19 protein-coding genes are annotated in these 18,658 nt (G+C 52.5%); 3 read left to right on the top strand and 16 right to left on the bottom strand.

Annotated features, from left to right (window positions below; genetic code table 11):
* Nucleotides 1–19: 19 nt before the first annotated feature.
* From ACYVJG_RS03325 to ACYVJG_RS03400, 16 genes are all read right to left on the bottom strand, one after another.
* Nucleotides 20–226 carry a SlyX family protein gene (locus ACYVJG_RS03325; protein WP_460429774.1) on the bottom strand — a complete coding sequence of 69 codons (207 nt, stop codon included), beginning with the start codon at nt 224–226 and terminating at the stop codon, nt 20–22.
* 65 nt (nt 227–291) lie between these two features.
* Nucleotides 292–867 carry a HupE/UreJ family protein gene (locus tag ACYVJG_RS03330; RefSeq protein ID WP_460429775.1) on the bottom strand — a complete coding sequence of 192 codons (576 nt, stop codon included), beginning with the start codon at nt 865–867 and terminating at the stop codon, nt 292–294.
* Nucleotides 860–1,486, bottom strand: coding sequence for an urease accessory protein UreG (ureG, locus tag ACYVJG_RS03335; RefSeq protein ID WP_460429776.1), 627 nt, complete (start codon nt 1,484–1,486; stop codon nt 860–862). The genes ACYVJG_RS03330 and ureG overlap by 8 nt, the downstream gene beginning before the upstream one ends.
* Before the next feature lie 27 nt (nt 1,487–1,513).
* On the bottom strand, nt 1,514–2,194 hold the full coding sequence (locus ACYVJG_RS03340; protein ID WP_460429777.1) for an urease accessory protein UreF: 681 nt from the start codon (nt 2,192–2,194) through the stop codon (nt 1,514–1,516).
* Nucleotides 2,181–2,687, bottom strand: coding sequence for an urease accessory protein UreE (ureE, locus tag ACYVJG_RS03345; RefSeq protein ID WP_460429778.1), 507 nt, complete (start codon nt 2,685–2,687; stop codon nt 2,181–2,183). Before ureE ends, ACYVJG_RS03340 begins: the two co-directional genes overlap by 14 nt.
* A 9-nt stretch (nt 2,688–2,696) precedes the next feature.
* Nucleotides 2,697–4,397 (bottom strand): urease subunit alpha, encoded by a 1,701-nt coding sequence (gene ureC, locus ACYVJG_RS03350; protein WP_460429779.1) that lies wholly within the window; start codon nt 4,395–4,397, stop codon nt 2,697–2,699.
* Nucleotides 4,394–4,699 carry an urease subunit beta gene (locus tag ACYVJG_RS03355; protein WP_460429780.1) on the bottom strand — a complete coding sequence of 102 codons (306 nt, stop codon included), beginning with the start codon at nt 4,697–4,699 and terminating at the stop codon, nt 4,394–4,396. Before ACYVJG_RS03355 ends, ureC begins: the two co-directional genes overlap by 4 nt.
* Nucleotides 4,700–4,713: 14 nt before the next feature.
* Complete coding sequence (gene ureA, locus ACYVJG_RS03360; RefSeq protein ID WP_460429781.1) at nt 4,714–5,016, bottom strand: urease subunit gamma; 303 nt, start codon at nt 5,014–5,016, stop codon at nt 4,714–4,716.
* Nucleotides 5,017–5,044: 28 nt separating this feature from the next.
* On the bottom strand, nt 5,045–5,848 hold the full coding sequence (locus ACYVJG_RS03365) for an urease accessory protein UreD (RefSeq protein ID WP_460429782.1): 804 nt from the start codon (nt 5,846–5,848) through the stop codon (nt 5,045–5,047).
* Nucleotides 5,849–5,876: 28 nt separating this feature from the next.
* On the bottom strand, nt 5,877–6,575 hold the full coding sequence (gene urtE / locus ACYVJG_RS03370; RefSeq protein WP_460429783.1) for an urea ABC transporter ATP-binding subunit UrtE: 699 nt from the start codon (nt 6,573–6,575) through the stop codon (nt 5,877–5,879).
* Between the two features lie 3 nt (nt 6,576–6,578).
* Nucleotides 6,579–7,418, bottom strand: a complete 840-nt coding sequence (gene urtD / locus ACYVJG_RS03375) for an urea ABC transporter ATP-binding protein UrtD (protein ID WP_460429784.1) — start codon at nt 7,416–7,418, stop codon at nt 6,579–6,581.
* A complete protein-coding gene (gene urtC / locus ACYVJG_RS03380) occupies nt 7,415–8,515 on the bottom strand; it encodes an urea ABC transporter permease subunit UrtC (RefSeq protein WP_460429785.1) in 1,101 nt (366 codons plus the stop codon). Before urtC ends, urtD begins: the two co-directional genes overlap by 4 nt.
* A 16-nt stretch (nt 8,516–8,531) precedes the next feature.
* Nucleotides 8,532–10,166 carry an urea ABC transporter permease subunit UrtB gene (urtB, locus tag ACYVJG_RS03385; RefSeq protein ID WP_460429786.1) on the bottom strand — a complete coding sequence of 545 codons (1,635 nt, stop codon included), beginning with the start codon at nt 10,164–10,166 and terminating at the stop codon, nt 8,532–8,534.
* 35 nt (nt 10,167–10,201) lie between these two features.
* Nucleotides 10,202–11,470 carry an urea ABC transporter substrate-binding protein gene (gene urtA, locus ACYVJG_RS03390; protein ID WP_460429787.1) on the bottom strand — a complete coding sequence of 423 codons (1,269 nt, stop codon included), beginning with the start codon at nt 11,468–11,470 and terminating at the stop codon, nt 10,202–10,204.
* Nucleotides 11,471–11,579: 109 nt separating this feature from the next.
* Nucleotides 11,580–12,488, bottom strand: coding sequence for a response regulator (locus ACYVJG_RS03395; protein ID WP_460429788.1), 909 nt, complete (start codon nt 12,486–12,488; stop codon nt 11,580–11,582).
* Nucleotides 12,485–15,928, bottom strand: a complete 3,444-nt coding sequence (locus ACYVJG_RS03400; protein WP_460429789.1) for a hybrid sensor histidine kinase/response regulator — start codon at nt 15,926–15,928, stop codon at nt 12,485–12,487. Before ACYVJG_RS03400 ends, ACYVJG_RS03395 begins: the two co-directional genes overlap by 4 nt.
* 51 nt (nt 15,929–15,979) lie before the next feature.
* Between ACYVJG_RS03400 and ACYVJG_RS03405 the strand changes: the two genes are divergently transcribed.
* Genes ACYVJG_RS03405 through ACYVJG_RS03415 form a run of 3 tightly spaced genes read left to right on the top strand, consistent with a single transcriptional unit; the run spans nt 15,980 to nt 18,639 of the window.
* Nucleotides 15,980–16,972 carry a class 1 fructose-bisphosphatase gene (locus tag ACYVJG_RS03405; protein WP_460429790.1) on the top strand — a complete coding sequence of 331 codons (993 nt, stop codon included), beginning with the start codon at nt 15,980–15,982 and terminating at the stop codon, nt 16,970–16,972.
* A 6-nt stretch (nt 16,973–16,978) separates the two neighbouring features.
* On the top strand, nt 16,979–17,863 hold the full coding sequence (locus ACYVJG_RS03410; protein ID WP_460429791.1) for an NAD(P)-dependent oxidoreductase: 885 nt from the start codon (nt 16,979–16,981) through the stop codon (nt 17,861–17,863).
* Nucleotides 17,863–18,639: a hydroxypyruvate isomerase family protein gene (locus tag ACYVJG_RS03415; RefSeq protein WP_460429792.1), complete on the top strand. Its 777-nt coding sequence runs from the start codon at nt 17,863–17,865 to the stop codon at nt 18,637–18,639. Before ACYVJG_RS03410 ends, ACYVJG_RS03415 begins: the two co-directional genes overlap by 1 nt.
* The last annotated feature ends 19 nt before the right edge of the window (nt 18,640–18,658 follow it).

Here is an 18,658-nt window from a genome sequence, read left to right on the forward strand (position 1 = left end):
GGGCAGGGGCAGTGATGAATCAGTAGTGAGGGGGGATTTCTTGTTCCAGCGAACGTGGGTCGGGGATGTCTGGTGCGTGGTGGAGGAGCATTTGATAGAGCAAACGCACGTTTTTTTCTAGCTCATCAATCTGCAGCTGTTGACGGGCAACGGTAGCGTTGAGTGATTCAACCAACTCGTTTTGATAGGCCAGTTGAATTTCTAATTCAATCAGGTGGCTTTCCATAGCAGCGTTCCGTGTGGCATGGCGAAGCGCTATTGTATGCTGAGAAAACCACCTGCTTGCAACGATTACACAGTCAGCGCCAACAAAGTACCGCCACACACAGTCAAACCACCGCCTAATACCCGACCGATCAGCACAGCAGGCGAACGACCAGCAAGGCTTCGCATCAGCACAAAACCAAGGCCATGCAAGACAGCACTGGCCAAAACAAAACCGATGCCATAGTGCAAGCCAGATACGGCAGTCGGCATTTCAACCCCATGCGCAGCACCATGCCACAGTGCCGAAAGCGCAAACAGCATCAATGCCACACTTGGGGCCACACGGCGACACACCATCAGCAACAGCCCCATTAACAACACTGAACTGGCAATCCCTTGTTCCAACCACGGCAAAGAACTGCCTTGAAACCCCATCACCGCGCCAGCCGTTAACATCACCAAGAACAAGACCGGTGCTTGCCAACGTAGAGGCCCCTGATGTTGTGCCGACCATAGACCAACAGCCAACATCGCCAAAATATGATCTAAGCCAACAAAAGGATGGCTAAGACCATACCACAGCCCTCCATCGGCATGGCCGCTATGTGCACTGGCAGTGGCAGATAACAGCAGCAATATCACAGCAACAGTTTTACGCATCGGTTTCTCCTAACTTGAGTAAGCCTTTATGTTCAATAAATTGGATGATATGGTCTAAACCGTGATTGATTTTTAAATTGGAAAAGACAAAAGGACGTTCGCCACGCATTTTCTTGGCATCGAGTTCCATCACTTCAAGCGATGCCCCCACCATCGGGGCAAGGTCGATTTTGTTAATCACCAACAAATCGGACTTACAAATCCCCGGCCCCCCTTTGCGAGGAATTTTGTCACCGGCAGACACATCAATCACATACAGGGTTAAATCGGATAACTCTGGGCTAAAGGTCGCCGCCAAATTATCGCCCCCGCTTTCAATAAAAATAATATCCAAGCCCGGGTGCCGTTGATTAAGACGTGCCACAGCCTCGAGATTGATCGACGCATCTTCGCGGATTGCCGTATGCGGACAACCACCGGTTTCCACACCAATAATCCGGTCGGCAGCAAGCGCTTCATTTTTAACCAGAAATTGGGCATCTTCTTGCGTGTAAATGTCGTTGGTGACAGCCGCCACGTTGTAACGCTCGCGCAAAGCCTGACACAAAGCCCACGTCAGGTGAGTTTTTCCCGAGCCAACAGGCCCCCCGATACCAACGCGCAAAGCGGGTTGTTTCATGATGTTTTGTCCTCTGATAAATAAAATTTATGACCGAAATAAACGGCTGTATTGGGTTTCGTGTTTCAGTGCGGCTAGGCTAAAGCGGGGGGCAAAGTTGTTGAGTTCATCTTCAGGCAGATTCCACGCCAAAGCCGTAGCTTCGTGCAGCTGTGGCAACAGGGCAGAAATCAACTGCTGTCCGGCACTTTGCCCCATCGGCATCGCCTTCATTAACACCATGACCTGATTTTCTAACCAACTCCATAACCACGCTGCCACCGCCGCCTCACCAGCAATCGCAAATTGATGCGCCGCCACCGCCCACACCACCGGCAAACTGTAGGGAGTTTGCAGCTGTTCCGGCCAACCTTCGGCCCCTTCTGGCAACACCGACAGCAATTGATGAAGGGAGTAGGCCATTTGTTCGGTTTCTAAACGCTGTTCGCGGCTTTCACGGCTGGCTAATACCCGTTGATTGAGATGGCCTAATAGAGCTTGGTTACCCGCTGCCGCCGCCCGACACGCTTGCGCCAGCAAAGCGGCATCGAAATGGGCCAAAGGCCCCATCAAAATGGCAGAAAGCCAATGCTCTGCACTTTTCGCGTCATACACCCAACCGAGGTCTAACGCGGTCTCTAGGCCTTGGGAGTAGCTATAGCCACCAATCGGCAACGCAGGGCTGGCCAAGCGTAGCCACTGCAGCGCAGCAACATTAAGCGGCATCATGATGGCGGCCAAATAAATGAAGTTTGGGGGCGTAGTGAAAGGCCGACTCTTGCCCATGAGAATGATGATGACCACCGCCATACGCCCCTTGCTCTGGTTCAAACGGTGCCACAATGTGTTCCACCGCCAACCCCATCTGCAATAACATCTCGGCCAAGACCTCATCCTCTGCCAAACGCACCCAACCTTGTCCAACTTGCACTTTGACGTGACGATTGCCTAAGTGATAAGCCGCTTTGGCCAAACTGGCGGCATCAGCGCAACACACTTGCAGCAATTTTTCATCAGCGGCGCGAATGGCAACACAACGCCCATCATCGGCCAACAAATAATCCCCCTCGCGCAAACTGCGACTGTCCGAAGGCAATAACACGCCGACTTCTTCCCCATCGGCGGTTTGCGTCAACAAGCGGCGTTTGGTACGCAATTCAAACGGTAACACCAACTCCGCCACCGGCACCCCATCTTGACAAAATTGTCGTAATACCAGCATCGCCGCCTCCTAAAACAAAAAGTAGCGTTGAGCTAAAGGCAAGACCTGTGCCGGTTCACACCACAACAGTTGACCATCGGCTTTTACGCGATAATTCTCGGGATCGACTTCAATCACCGGCAAGTAGCTGTTGTGCAATAAATCGGTCTTTTTCACTTCACGACAGCCTTGCACTGCAACCAGACGCTTTTTCAAACCAAGCTGCCCACCGATATCAGCCTGTAATGCGGCTTGAGAGACAAAAGTCACGCTGGTTGCGGCGACAGCAGCCCCATAGCTGCCGAACATTGGCCGATAATGTACCGGCTGTGGCGTCGGAATACTGGCATTAGCATCACCCATCACCGCCGCCGCAATCATGCCGCCTTTAAGGATTAAGCTCGGTTTGACGCCAAAAAACATCGGCTTCCATAACACCAAATCGGCCAGTTTCCCGACTTCAATGCTACCTACTTCATGCGAAATACCGTGGGTGATGGCGGGATTGATGGTGTATTTGGCGAGATAGCGTTTAATACGGGCATTGTCATGATGCTGACCGTCTTCGGCCAATGGCCCACGCTGCCGTTTCATTTTGTCAGCCGTTTGCCAACACCGCAGAATGGTTTCTCCCACTCTGCCCATCGCTTGCGAATCAGAGGACATCATCGAAAACGCACCAAGATCGTGCAAAATATCCTCTGCTGCGATGGTTTCGCGCCGAATACGGCTTTCGGCAAACGCGACATCCTCGGCAATGCTCGGGTCGAGGTGATGACACACCATCAGCATATCGAGATGTTCGTCAATGGTATTGATGGTAAAGGGACGGGTGGGATTGGTAGAACTGGGCAACACATTCAGTTCGCCACAGGCTTTAATAATATCTGGCGCGTGTCCACCACCGGCGCCCTCGGTGTGATAGGTATGGATGGTGCGGCCTTTAAACGCAGCCAGTGTCGTTTCAATAAAACCCGATTCGTTTAAGGTGTCGGTATGAATCGCCACCTGCACATCCATTTCATCCGCCACCGTCAGACAATTATCAATCGCCGCCGGTGTCGTGCCCCAATCCTCATGCAGCTTTAAGCCAATCGCACCAGCCCGCACTTGTTCACGCAGGGGCTCGGGTAAGCTCGCGTTACCTTTGCCGGTAAAGCCCAAATTCATCGGAAAGGCTTCTGCCGCTTTTAACATCTGCGCCAAATGCCACGGGCCGGGGGTACAGGTGGTGGCATTGGTACCCGTGGCTGGGCCAGTGCCGCCACCAATCATACTGGTGATGCCCGACATCAGGGCTTCTTCAATCTGTTGTGGGCAAATAAAATGGATATGGGTGTCAATACCGCCAGCGGTCACAATCATCCCTTCCGCCGCAATAATTTCGGTCGAGGCACCAATCACAATATCCACAGCAGGTTGAATGTCTGGGTTACCCGCTTTGCCAATCGCCATAATGCGGCCTTGTTTCAGGCCAATGTCCGCTTTAACAATTCCCCAATGGTCAAAAATCAAGGCATTGGTCAACACCGTATCAGCCACCTCAGCGGCCAGCGCTTGCCCCTGCCCCATGCCATCGCGAATCACCTTACCGCCGCCAAATTTCACTTCTTCACCGTACACGGTGTAGTCATATTCTACTTCGGCAAACAATTCAGTATCCGCCAAACGCACACGGTCACCCACCGTCGGGCCGAACATTTCAGCATAGGCTTGTCGTGAGATTTTCATAATGCCCCCATCACATCACCGTGAAAGCCATACACGTGGCGCGTGCCAGCAAAAGCAACCAGCTCCACCGTGCGACTTTGGCCGGGTTCAAAACGCACCGCTGTCCCAGCTGGGATGTTTAAGCGATATCCGCGTGCTTGTTGGCGGTCGAATAACAGCGCCCGATTCACCTCGGCAAAATGATAGTGCGAGCCAATTTGCACAGGCCGATCACCGCTGTTTGCCACCACCAACGACAACGTATCGCGGCCTTCATTCAGGGTGATCTCGCCAGCGGCAGGCATAATTTGTCCTGGAATCATATTTTTCTCACCGACTAGATAATGGGCTGGTGCACAGTGACCAGTTTTGTGCCATCGGGGAAGGTTGCCTCGACCTGAATTTCTGTCACCATTTCAGCAATCCCCTCCATGACCTCTTCACGGCTTAACAAAGTAGTGCCATAGTGCATCAGCTCTGCAACGGTACGCCCATCCCGCGCCCCTTCCATAATCGCCGCACTGATCAAGGCCACTGCTTCGGGATAATTCAGTTTCAAACCGCGTGCCCGTCGCCGTTCTGCCAATAGCGCAGCGGTGAAAATCAATAATTTGTCTTTTTCTCGTGGGGTCAGCTCCATCCCATCCTCCTTTATGATTGCTGTTCGACTAGGTATGCCAAATTCGTGGGGTATCAGCGTGTCGCTGATGGGTATGGGGATAAAGCAGTTCTCGTGCCGCCCGTAACCAATGCCATGCCGCTTCTGCACTGTCACCCATAAAACGCGCCAGCCATACCTCAGGGAGTTGTGTCGCACCAGCCTCCCCCTTGCAGGGCAAAGCCAAAATCTGTTGGTGACAGGTTTCGGGAATCTGCCCTGTCCACAGCAACGTAGCGATCACACTGTGCCCACCTAAGCCAATTGCCGACTGCCACAGCGGATCGTTGGCGGCTAAACGCGTGTGCTCACACCATAACAACTGCTGTTGTCGCCAAATTTCGGTACTTTGCCGCCAATACCCCTGTTGAAAAGGTTTGTCGCCGGCGGGACGGCCAAAGCACACCACATCCCCCCACAGCAAAGCGGCATCGGGTTGCAGATCAAAACGGTTTTGTGATTGCACCTGTGCACCATCAAAGACAATGGTTTCCAAGGGCAGCCACGCTAAACGGCTATGCGGCGCCAAGTTGACGGTCAAGGTTTGTTGTGCCGCTTGCCCAAAGCCGTTGTACCACTTCGCCGCACCAGCCGATGTGATAAGCACATCGGCATCCTGCTCTAAGGCAATGTCGAGTGCTAATACATCACCACCGGCAATGCCACCGGGGGGATGTAAAATAATGTGCTGACAGCCGCCATCCGGTTGCACAAAATGTTTTTGTACCCGCAATGGGCCTTGATGCTGGCGCAAAATCGGGACGGTACGCCCATGTCGTTGACCATAGCGTAGTTGCAAACTGGCATACCACACCGGTGTTCCCCTCTCGTTTTGATATGGCTTAAATCGCCAATAACTCCCGCACACCCTCGGTTACCATCGCCTGACCTGTTCCAGCCTGCACCACTTCGCCGCGAGCCATCACCACATAACGATCAGCAAGCGCCTCGGCAAAGTCGTAATACTGTTCCACCAACACAATCGCCATATCACCGCGTGCCGCCAGTTGTTTAATCACGTGGCCGATGTCTTTGATAATCGACGGCTGAATGCCTTCGGTGGGCTCATCTAAAATCAGCAATGACGGCTCACTGACCAGCGCACGGGCAATCGCCAATTGTTGCTGTTGTCCGCCGGAGAGATCGCCCCCTCGCCGGTGGCGCATTTGCGCTAAAACAGGGAACATGTCATAGACCCAAGCAGGAATCTGCCGCCCTTTGGCACCACCAAAACGTGCCAGCCCCATGCGTAAATTTTCTTCTACCGATAGGCGAGCAAAAATTTCCCGTCCCTGCGGCACATAGGCCATCCCACGCTGTACCCGTTGATGTGGGGAAAGGGCATTGACCACTTGGCCTTGCCAAGTGATTTGACCGCTGGCAATCGGCAACACGCCCATTAAACAGCGCAACAGCGTACTTTTCCCTACCCCATTGCGGCCCAATACACAGGTCACTTCGCCGATGTCAGCAGTGAAAGAAATATCGCGTAAGATATGACTGCCACCATAAAACTGATTCAGTTTTTCAATCTGTAACATGCTCTAGCGCCCCAAATAGACCTCGATCACCCGCTCATCTGCTTGCACCTGCGCCAAGCTCCCCTCGGCCAGCACACTGCCTTCGGCCAACACCGTCACTCGCTCGGCGATGGCCTCGACAAAAGCCATGTCATGTTCCACCACCATCAAGGAATGATGGCCTTTCAAGCTCAGCAGCAATTCCGCCGTTTTTTCTGTTTCGGCATCGGTCATCCCTGCCACCGGTTCATCTAACAACAACAGCTGTGGGTCTTGAGCTAATAACATGCCAATTTCCAACCATTGCTTTTGGCCATGAGATAACAAACCCGCCACCCGATGGCGTTGTTCCTGCAACCGCACTCGCAGCAATAACGCTTCAATTCGGTCGCGTTGTTCGCCAGTCAATCGAGCGCGCAAACTTGCCCACACCGAGCGCGGGCCAGCCAAGGCCAGTTGGAGGTTTTCAAACACCGTCATTGCCTCGAACACTGTCGGCTTTTGAAATTTACGGCCAATCCCAAGTTGGGCAATTTCGGCTTCACGATAGCGAGTCAGATCAATGGTTTGTCCAAAAAACACCGCCCCACTATCGGGACGTGTTTTGCCGGTGATCACGTCCATCATGGTGGTTTTACCAGCACCATTTGGGCCAATGATGCAGCGCAGTTCACCGACACCAATATCCAGATTCAGATGGTTTAACGCTTTGAAGCCGTCAAAACTGACGCAAACCTCTTCCAGATACAAAATTGCACCGTGACGGGTATCCAGTTGGCCATCGACAAGGTGAGCGAGTCCCTTGGCTTCGCCATCCCAGCCTTCACGTTCAACCACAGCTGTTTTAGGAGAGAAGAGAGTCATGCTGATTTTCTCCATAAGCGACGCCACCATCCCACCACCCCATGTGGCAAGAACAAAGTCGCGGCAATAAAGACGAAACCGAGGAAGAACAACCAATATTCGGGAAATGCCACGGTAAACCAGCTTTTTGCGCCATTCACCAAACCGGCCCCCAACATCGGGCCGATCAAAGTACCGCGCCCCCCCAAGGCCACCCAAATCACCATCTCAATCGAGTTAGCTGGTGACATTTCACTGGGATTGATAATGCCCACCTGTGGCACATACAGCGCACCAGCTAAAGCACATAACACTGCCGACAGCACCCAGATGGTCAATTTGAAATAAAGCGGTGAGTATCCACAGAACATTAAGCGCGACTCGGCATCTCGCACTGCGGTCAAAATCCGACCAAATGGACTGTTGACCAACCAACGCGCCCCTAGCCATGCCAACACCAACAACGCCAACGACAACAGGAATAACACCGCCCGTGTCGCGGGTTCAGCAATCCCAAAACCAAGCAAGGTTTTGAAATCAGTAAAACCGTTATTGCCACCAAAGCCGGTTTCATTACGGAAAAACAGCAACATGGCAGCAAAGGTCAAGGCTTGGGTGATGATGGAAAAATAGACCCCTTTAATCCGTGAACGGAATGCCAGCCATCCAAAAATCCCCGCCACCAATGCCGGCACCATCACAATTAACACCAATGCCCACAAGAAATGTTCGCTGCCCCACCAAAACCACGGCAAGGTTTGCCAATCGAGGAAGGTCATAAAAGCAGGTAATTCGGCGTCGCCTTGCCGCATCAAATACATGCCCATGCCGTAGCCACCCAAGGCAAAAAACAGGCCATGACCGAGGCTTAATAAACCGGTGTAGCCCCAGACCAAATCCAAGGCCAACGCCACCACGGCATAACACAGTATTTTGCCAGCGAGGGTTAAGGTGTAAGCCGAGATAAACCACGGGTGTTCCGCTGGTAATAGGGCATGTGCCAAGGGCAACGCCACACCAATCACGAGCAACGCCCCTAACAGCCATGATCCCAGTTGTGGCCCTAGCCACGCCCACAGCCGCATGGAGTAAGGCTGGGTTATCAGTTCACTTTGCATGATATGTCCCCTGAACTTAATCCAACACCCGACCTTTGAGGGCAAACAAACCCTGTGGCCGTTTTTGGATAAAGAGGATGATTAAAGCCAAGATGGCGATTTTGCCGAGCACTGCCCCCAGCGAAGGTTCGAGAATTTTGTTCAACATCCCTAAACCAAAAGCCCCTAACACCGTCCCTGCCAGTTGCCCCACACCGCCCAACACCACCACCATAAAGCTGTCAACGATGTAGCTTTGCCCTAAATCGGGCCCGACATTACCAATCTGGCTTAATGCCACGCCACCTAAACCCGCCACACCAGAGCCAATGCCAAAAGCCAAGCTATCCACGCGTCCGGTTGGCACACCAACACAGTCGGCCATGCGGCGGTTTTGGGTCACTGCGCGGACAAACAAGCCCAAGCGGGTGCGGTTGAGCATCCACCACGTCAGTAACAACACGGCACCCACAAAGGCAATAATCACTAAACGATTGAACGGCAGCGTTAAAGCCGGGCTGATAACCCAGCCACCGGCCATCCAGCTAGGATTGGCGACTTCGACGTTTTGCGCGCCGAACATCACCCGTACTGCCTGCATTAACACCAAACTCATGCCCCACGTTGCCAGTAGGGTTTCTAAGGGTCGGCCATACAGATGACGGATGACCAAACGCTCCAGTGCCATACCGATGGCGCAGGTGACCAAAAACGCCACCGGCAATGCCACAAGCACATAGGCATCAATCCACGCTGGGGCATAGCGTTGAAAAGCCAGCTGCACCACATAGGTGCTATAAGCGCCCAACATCAACATTTCGCCATGTGCCATATTGATGACACCCAGCAGACCATAGGTGATGGCCAAGCCAAGCGCCGCCAGCAGTAAGACCGACCCGAGGCTGATGCCGCTAAACAGATGACCCAGTAAATGATCGGTAAATTGTGCTGACTCGAGCTGGGCCATCGCACGCAAAGCGGCTTGACGCACTGCCGCTTGTGGCGTGCTATCCGCCAATTCTTGTAACACCACCAAGAGATTGGGGTCGCGGGTTTCGGCGAGGGTATTGATCGCGGCTAACTGTTGTGGCAGTTGGTCGCTATGCAGCTGGATACGTGCGGTGGCCAGTTGTAAGGCCGTGCGAACGGTGGGTTCTTGTTCACGCTGTAATTGAGCTTGTAACAACGGCAGCCATGCCGGATTTGCAGCGTCTTGTAATAAGCCCACGGCCGCTAAACGCGCTGTGGTATCGCCCTGCTGTAACTGGGTAGCCGCTTGATAACGCTCTAAGGCCATGCGGAGGCGGTTGTTTAATAACACCGGTTCCGCTTCTGCTGGTAAAGCGGTGAGGCTTTTGCCTGATGGAATGTCCACCACTTGGCCATCAGGCTGTTGCAGAAAGAATTGGCTTTCGTCAGGTGTTTGATAAACCCGTTCTTCTTGCCATGCCAACGCAGCTTCAGAACGTGCCGCTGTCGGCTGTGCCGCCCATTGTTCAATTTGTGCTGGGCGCTGTTCCGGCGCAGTGTGTACCAGCTCAGCCAATGGCGAGGCCACACTCAGGCTGGCGCAAAACAAAGCCACCACAGCGAATATCCACGCTGTAAGCCGTTGCATCATCGCTTGCCGCATTTTGTTTTCCCCCTGTGCGTTGGCTGTTGGGTGGGACACGACCCACCCACACAACCAAACCAATCGATCAACCCTTATTTGCTTTTCACTGGGGTATCGGGTTTTTTATCGTTGCTAGCGATAAAGGGGCTCCACGGCTGGGCGCGAACGGGTGTTTTGGTTTTCCACACTACCGAGAATTGGCCATCAGGACGCACTTCACCAATCATCACCGGTTTATGCAGGTGATGATTTTTCTCGTCCATTTTCAGGGTAAAACCAGAAGGTGCATTGACACTGATTCCTGCCATCGCTTTACGCACTGCGTTGACATCGGTGGTACCGGCTTTTTTCACCGCTTCGGCCCACATCTGGATACCGACATAGGTGGCTTCCATCGGATCGTTGGTCACGAGCTTATCGGCGTTAGCCATGCCTTTTTTCTTGGCCCAAGCTTTGTAGTCGGCAATCCATTTGCTGTTGACAGGGTTTTTGACACTCATAAAGTAATTCCACGCTGCCAAATGACCGACCAATGGTTTGGTATCAATCCCCTTCAGCTCTTCTTCGCCCACCGAGAAAGCGACAACCGGTGTGGTGGTGGATTTCAGCCCTTGGTTGCCAAGCTCTTTATAAAACGGCACGTTTGAATCGCCGTTGATGGTAGAAATCACCGCTGTTTTGCCACCGGCAGAGAATTTTTTGATATTGCCAACAATGGTTTGGTAATCGCTGTGGCCGAATGGGGTGTAAACCTCTTCGATATCGCTGTCCTTCACCCCTTTCGATTTAAGGAAGGCGCGTAGGATTTTGTTAGTAGTACGCGGGTACACATAATCGGTACCCAGCAAGAAGAAGCGTTTTGCCTCGCCACCGTCTTTGCTCATCAGGTACTCCACCGCAGGGATGGCCTGTTGGTTAGGGGCAGCGCCGGTGTAGAACACGTTAGGCGACATTTCCTCGCCTTCGTATTGCACAGGGTAGAACAGTAAGCCGTTGAGTTCTTCATACACTGGCAATACAGATTTACGCGATACCGATGTCCAACAGCCAAAGGTCACCGCCACTTTATCTCGGGTTAGCAACTGACGCGCTTTTTCAGCAAATAATGGCCAGTTCGAAGCGGGGTCAACCACCACCGGTTCAAGCTTTTTACCCAATACCCCACCCTTGGCATTGATTTCATCAATCGTAAACAGGGCCATGTCTTTGAGCGAGGTCTCAGAAATGGCCATCGTGCCAGAGAGGGAATGCAGCACACCGACTTTAATAGTGTCAGCAGCCAACACGGTGGAGGTCAGACCCGCAGACAACAAACAGGCGGTAAGGGTGGTAAGTTTCAGAAACAAACGGCGGGTGGTCATGGCAAAGCTCCCTGAGAAAGGTCATCAATGTTTTTGCTGCAATGCAAAAACAGCTTACCCGTGTGCCCAGTTCGCTTAAATACGTCATTTGGCGTACACCCGTGCCGGCCTAACTGCTACGCCATTTACTCAAGGCTAACGCCGCCGCTGCAGTGCGGGTTTCAACACCTAACTTGCTGAAAATATGTTCTAAATGTTTATTGACCGTGCGGGGACTCATACCGAGGATGTCGGCAATATCGCGGTTGGTTTTGCCTAAGCTCAGCCAATACAACACTTCGGCCTCGCGTTGGGTCAATGGAAAAACCTGCATCAGGCTGAGCATACTGGCTTGGTGATTTTCTTCGCGTAACACCAGCAGCCATTCCCCTTCGGTGGTTTGTTGATGCAGCGATGCCAGCAAGCGCCGGCCAGCGGCGTGATAAACCAAAGCCGAGGGCTCTTGCCCATTGAGATAAGCGGTTTGCGCTTGGGCAATCCATTGCAACAGCACAGGCGGAGCGGTGTCGCTAAGGCCAAAATAGCTTTCTAACAGCTGGCGCGCCAACGCGGTTTGCCAGACTAATTTACCGCTGGCACTGGCAATCGCTAAAGTGGCTTGACCAAAAGCGTCGAGGGCGGAACTGGCTTGGGTCAGTTGTCGTGCTTGTTGGATATGGACGGCAATCCGCACCAGCACTTCTTGTGGTTTTAATGGTTTGGTCACATAGTCGGCGCTGCCAGCAGCAAAGGCGGCTACCACATGTTCACTTTCGGTTAGGCCAGTCATAAACACAATTGGAATCGACCGCGTGTGAAAATTGGCTTTTAATGCCCGCGCCACGCTAAACCCATCCATGCCGGGCATAACCGCATCAAGCAAAATCACATCGGGCAAGGAGCGTTGCGCCCGTTGTAATGCTGACTCACCGTCGGTAGCCACCAACACCATATATCCCGCTTCATCCAACGCATCATGCAATAAGGTTAAATTATCCGGCTGATCGTCCACAATCAGCACCACACCGCAATGGTTCATATCGAATTTCCTGTTGTGGCCAATCCGCGCCGAATCCACTCCCGCAGCGCATCAAACTCAAACCGTTTCACATGCTCGCTTGCCACGGCCACAAATTCAGCGTAGCGCGGGTCGAGCATGGCCAAACGTGCCAATTCTTGTTTCATACCGCGCACATAGCCCAAACCAGCGGCGTCAAGTAAGGGCAACAGTTCTGCTGCTGGAGGAAAAACCCTTTCTGTTATGGCTGGCACTTCTGGAGTCATGTCCTCCGCCGAATCGGCCAATAACCATGACAGTTGTAAACGTTGACCGATCCAATCTAGCAATTCTTCAATTCGAATTGGCTTTAGCAAAAAGTCCTCGCTGGCAATTCCGACATCGTTTTCTTGCCCTTTTTCAAACGCATTGGCCGAGATAATCGCTAATTGGCAGTCGGTTAATTGCTTTTGTCGCAATACGCGCAATGTCTGCCAACCATCCATTCCCGGCATGGCCAAATCCATCAATACCAAGTGCGGTTTCAACTCATCAACACATGCCAAACACGCTTCACCGCTGGCAGCTTGACTGACTTCAAACCCCAACTGCGCCAGCATAGTTGCTAACATTTCGCGATCGGTATCCTCATTATCCACCAGCAAAATACGCCGCCGCGTACCGAGATAGCCGACACGATTCCGCCGTGGCAGTTCTTTTGCCGCCACCGCCGCGTGGACATACGGCAAAAATAAGCGCACCGTGAAGTGGCAACCTTCGCCTACACGACTCTGCAAAGTCAGCTCACCGCCCATTAAATCCGTCAGCATTTTGCTAATGGTTAAACCCAAGCCCGTGCCACCGACACCACTACTGGCGGCACGCTCAAAGGGTTCGAAAATTCGCATTTGTTCGGCTTGTGCAATCCCCGGCCCAGTATCAATCACTTCAAAGGTCGCCATATCACGGCGGTAATGCAAACAAAACCGCACGCCACCACGGCGAGTAAATTTCACCGCATTGCCTAATAAGTTAATTAAAATTTGCCGCAGCCGTTTTTCATCAGCACGCACCACCGCAGGTAAATGTGCAGGGCCGCTAAAAGTAAAATCTAAGCCCTTATTGCGGGCTTGTAGCTCGAACATCGCCACCAGTTGTTGGATAAATGCCGCAAAATCTAAGGCGCGAGTGTCTAAGCGCAATTTGCCGCTTTCAATTCGAGCAATGTCCATCGTGCCTTCAATCACCGACAATAAATGGTCACCACTGCGCTGTATCACCTCTACCGCTTGCCGGCGGTGGGGGGGAATCGTGGCGTCGGCGGCCAAAATTTGGGCATAGCCCAAGAGACTATTCAGCGGTGTGCGTAATTCATGGCTAATCGACGAGATATAACGGCTTTTTGCCTGATTGGCTTGTTCTGCCGCATGGCGAGCACGTTTTAACTGTTCATCGGTACGGCGGTGAGAATCGATTTCTTGCATTAACAAGGCTGTTTGTCGATCCGATTCTGCCTGTGCCACTTCACGACTGCGTGCCGTTAATACCATCCACCATGCCACCACCCCACTGACCAACACCAAAGCCGCCAGTAACCGCAAAAATAAAGCAGGCAAGGCTTCGGCATACAGCGCAGTGGCATCTTGCCATTCAATGTAATACAGCAAACCCAAGATCAGACCCAACACACTGACAATGCCAGCCATCAGCAATAAGTAGTGGGCCAAGCCATGCGCCAAATAAGGATGTAACGCCCGTGGCAACAGGGTATGCAAACAAGACATCCATTGTGCTGATAAACGGGCTTGTGGTTTACAACGATCACCACAACGCACATCTAAGGTGCAGCAAAGCGAGCAAATCGACCCTTGGTAGGCAGGACACGTTGCCATATCCGCCGCTTCGTACGATTGTTCACACACCACACATTGCAGTTGTGTAGCCGAGGCAACCGGTGGATGGGGTTGACGCGCTAGGTAATAACGACCTCGGGTTAGCCATGCCAATAAAGGCGCCGACAAGAACGACACCGACATCGCCACAAAAGCGGAAAACGGTTGAATGTCCTCGCCAAACAGCCCAAGGTGAGCTGCGATAGATAATATTGACGCCAATAACATCGCCCCCACGCCGACGGGATTGATGTCATAAAGATGGCTGCGCTTAAACTCAATTCCTTTTGGACTCAAACCAAGCGGTTTGTTCAGCACCAAATCCGCCACCACCGCCATCATCCAAGAAATGGCAATATGCGAATACAAGCCCAATACCTGCCCCAACGCATGAAACACTTCCAGTTCCATCAGCATCAGAGCAATCGCTAAATTAAACACCACCCACACCACCCGTCCGGGGTGGCTGTGCGTCAGACGAGAAAAGAAATTCGACCACGCCAAAGAACCTGCATAAGCATTGGTGACATTGATTTTTAACTGTGAAATCACCACAAATACGGTGGTGACGGCAATCGCTATCGCCGTGTGGTCAAATACATACGAAAAACCAATTAAATACATCTGGTTAGGATCAACCGCTTTGTCAGCGGCCACACCATTACGCAGCGCTAAATAGGCTAATAACGCCCCGCCCAACATTTTCATCACTCCCGGCACCACCCAACCCGGCCCACCGACAATCACCGCCAACCACCACCGCCCCCGCTTACCTGCCTCTGCTGCTGGCATAAAACGCAAATAGTCGGCCTGTTCGCCCATTTGAGTAATCAGCGCAATGCCGACTGTTAATGCCGCACCAAACAAGTGCCAATCAAAACCGGCTGGGGCAGTATGTGCACCGGTGTATTGCCATAAACCGGTCAGGGCATCAGGGGCATGCCATAAGACAAACAGATAAGGCAGTAGCAATAACACCGCCCAAAGGGGTAAGGTCCATTGTTGTAAGCGACTAATCACCGTGACCCCGTGCATCACCAACGGCAACACCACCAAAGCACAGACCAAATAGCCCCATGCCGGTGGCAGGCCAAACCCCAGTTCTAGCGCATAGGCCATGATGGCGGCTTCGAGGGCAAAGAAAATAAAGGTAAATGAGGCGTAAATCAGCGAGGTGATCGTTGAGCCGATATAACCAAATCCGGCACCACGGGTCAGCAAATCCATATCAACGCCATAGCGCGCAGCGTAGTAACTGATCGGCAACCCAGCCAAAAAAATAATTAACCCTGTGGCTAAAATCGCCCAAAACGCATTGAGAAAGCCCGTTTGCACCATCATGGTCGCGCCAACGGCTTCTAACACTAAAAAAGCAGCCGCCCCACCAGCGGCAGTATTAGCCACTTGCCATAGCGACCAACGGCGGAAACGCTGCGGAGTAAAGCGCAGCGCATAGTCCTCGAGCGTTTCGCTGGCAACCCAGCGGTTATAGTCGCGACGGAGGGTCACAATCGGCGGTGGGGATGAAGTTGGGCGGTCCATACCCAGCAAAGCCAGCAAAAACCCTGCCATCGGTTTTGTTTCTCGCATCAAGCTAGTTCATAATCGCGGCTGAACTTATCTTGATTAGGATTGTGCCTTATGTCATCCAGCATCAGCTTGGCCCGTTTTCTGGCAACCGCCCAACAGCAACAACACCTCGACCATGATTTAGCGGCCTTAATTAGCGCTGTGGCGCGTACCTGTGTTTCCATCAGTGATGCCGTTAACCAAGGTGCGCTGGCAGGTGTGCTGGGTGAAGCCGGCACCGGCAATGTGCAAGGGGAAGATCAGAAAAAATTAGATGTGATTGCCAATCAAATGTTGCTCGATGGTCTGGCATGGACAGGATTACTCAGCGGCATGGCTTCGGAAGAAATGGAACATGCCAGCCCCATTCCAGTCGAATATCCACAAGGCCCTTACTTATTATTGTTCGATCCTCTCGATGGCTCGTCCAATATTGATGTCAACATTTCGGTTGGCACCATTTTCTCGATTTTGAAGCGTGGTGAAGGTGAGTTGGAATCGCAATTCTTACAAGCAGGCAGCCAACAAGTGGCCGCCGGTTATGTCTTGTACGGGCCACAAACCATGTTGGTGCTCAGCACGGGTCAGGGGGTGCAAGGCTTTACCTTGGATCGTCATTGTGGGGAATTTATCCTGACTCAAGCCAATATGACGATCCCGACGGCGACAAAAGAATTTGCTATCAATATGTCGAATCAACGCCATTGGGAAGCACCGGTACAGCGTTATGTGGCGGAATTACTGGCTGGTAAAACGGGTGTCCGTGGGAAAGACTTTAATATGCGCTGGGTGGCCTCGATGGTGGCAGAGGTACATCGTATTTTGACCCGTGGCGGCATCTTTATGTACCCACGCGATGCCCGTGACCCAAGTAAACCCGGCAAGCTGCGCTTGATGTATGAAGCCAATCCCATGTCCTTTTTGGTAGAACAAGCCGGTGGTGCAGCGACCAATGGCCGCGAGCGGATTGTATCGTTACAGCCTGAAGGCTTACATCAGAGGGTATCGGTCATTCTCGGTTCGAAAGAAGAAGTCGAACGGGTCACGCAATATCATTTTGAGTAATACAGCATGACAGAGATGTTAAGTCTAGGATTTGCTGGGCTTGGTCTGATGGGCCAGCCGATGGTGCGGCGGTTGTTAGCAGCAGGGTTTACCGTGCAAGTGTGGAACCGCCACCCAGAAAAAGCCGCAGCGCTCTTGGCACTTGGTGCAACATGGGCAGAGACACCACAGGCATTAGCAGAACAATGCGATGTGGTGATGTTGTGTTTAGCTGATACGGCGGCAGTGGAACACGTGGTGTTCGGTGAACACGGTTTAATTCATGCCCAGTTAGCGCAGGCACGTTTTTTGGTGGATTTTTCCAGTATCACACCAGACGCCACCCGCCGCTTTGCCGCACAAGTCACCGAACAACAACCCTTTCAATGGATTGATGCGCCAGTGTCCGGTGGTGTAGTCGGTGCCGAGCAAGGCAGTTTGGTCATTATGGCCGGTGGCGATGCCGACGCCATCACGGGTTTAACACCGGTATTTTCAGCGTTATCTAGCCGTGTGACGCGAATGGGTGATGTGGGCAGCGGTCAGGTAAGCAAATTGTGTAATCAGTTGATTGTCGCTGCCAATGCGGTGTTGATTGCCGAAGCAGTCGCTTTGGCGGAGCAAGCTGGCGTAGACCCGCATTTATTGGCCCCTGCGCTGGCAGGGGGGTTTGCCGATTCCAAACCGTTTCAATTACTGACCCCACGCATGGCACAAGGGCAATATGAGCCGGTGCAATGGAAGGTGGCGACATTATTGAAAGATTTACGCAACGCCCTCGACAGTGCACAACAAACGGGGTTGACGCTGCCGGTGGCCAGTCAAGCCGCTGCACAATTGGCACACCATGCCGAGGGTTTTGGTGTGCAAGATTTATCCACCTTGATTGAACTGTATCGAAAGGCCACATAATGCCGCGATTTGCTGCCAATCTCTCGCTGATGTTTACGGAAGTGCCTTGGGCGGAGCGGTTACACGCGGCACGCATGGCCGGCTTTGACCGCGTGGAAATTCAGTTTCCTTATGCCATTCCATTGAGTGATTGGCAGCAATGGCAACGGGAAAGCGGCGTTGAAATTGTTTTAATCAACGCGCCGGCCGGTGATTTGATGAGTGGTGGCGCCGGTCTTGCCGCCGTCGCAGGACAAGAACAAGCCTTCCAAGCCGGTATTGAACAAGCCCTACGTTATGCCGAGGGCTTGGGGGTGAGTTGTGTCAATGTTTTGGCGGGTCGGTTAGCGCCCGATCATCAAACAGCGCAAGCATGGGCATTGTTGACACAGAATGTGCAATACGCTTGTCAACGCTTTGCCGAGCATCTCGATTGCACGCTCACCAGCGAGGCGATCAACCCATTTGATATGCCGGGGTTTTTGGTGAATCGCGGGGAGGATATGCTACGGTTGCTGGAGTTAGTCGATTGTCCTAACTTTGGTCTTCAGGTCGATATCTACCACTTTGCTCGGCAACAGTTGCCTATTTTGCCTTTTATCGAACAGCATTTATCGCAGTTGGCACATATTCAGTTTGCCGATTGCCCCGGGCGACGCGAGCCGGGGTCGGGTGAATTGGATTTTGTTGAGATTTTCAGCGCCATCGACCGCTTAGGTTATAGCGGCGTTGTGGCTGCGGAATACCATCCCTCAGTGCAAACTGAACACACACTGTTTTGGTTAGAAGTCGATTAGCCAAAACAGACAACCAACT

It is taken from the genome of Aquaspirillum soli, assembly GCF_054781915.1.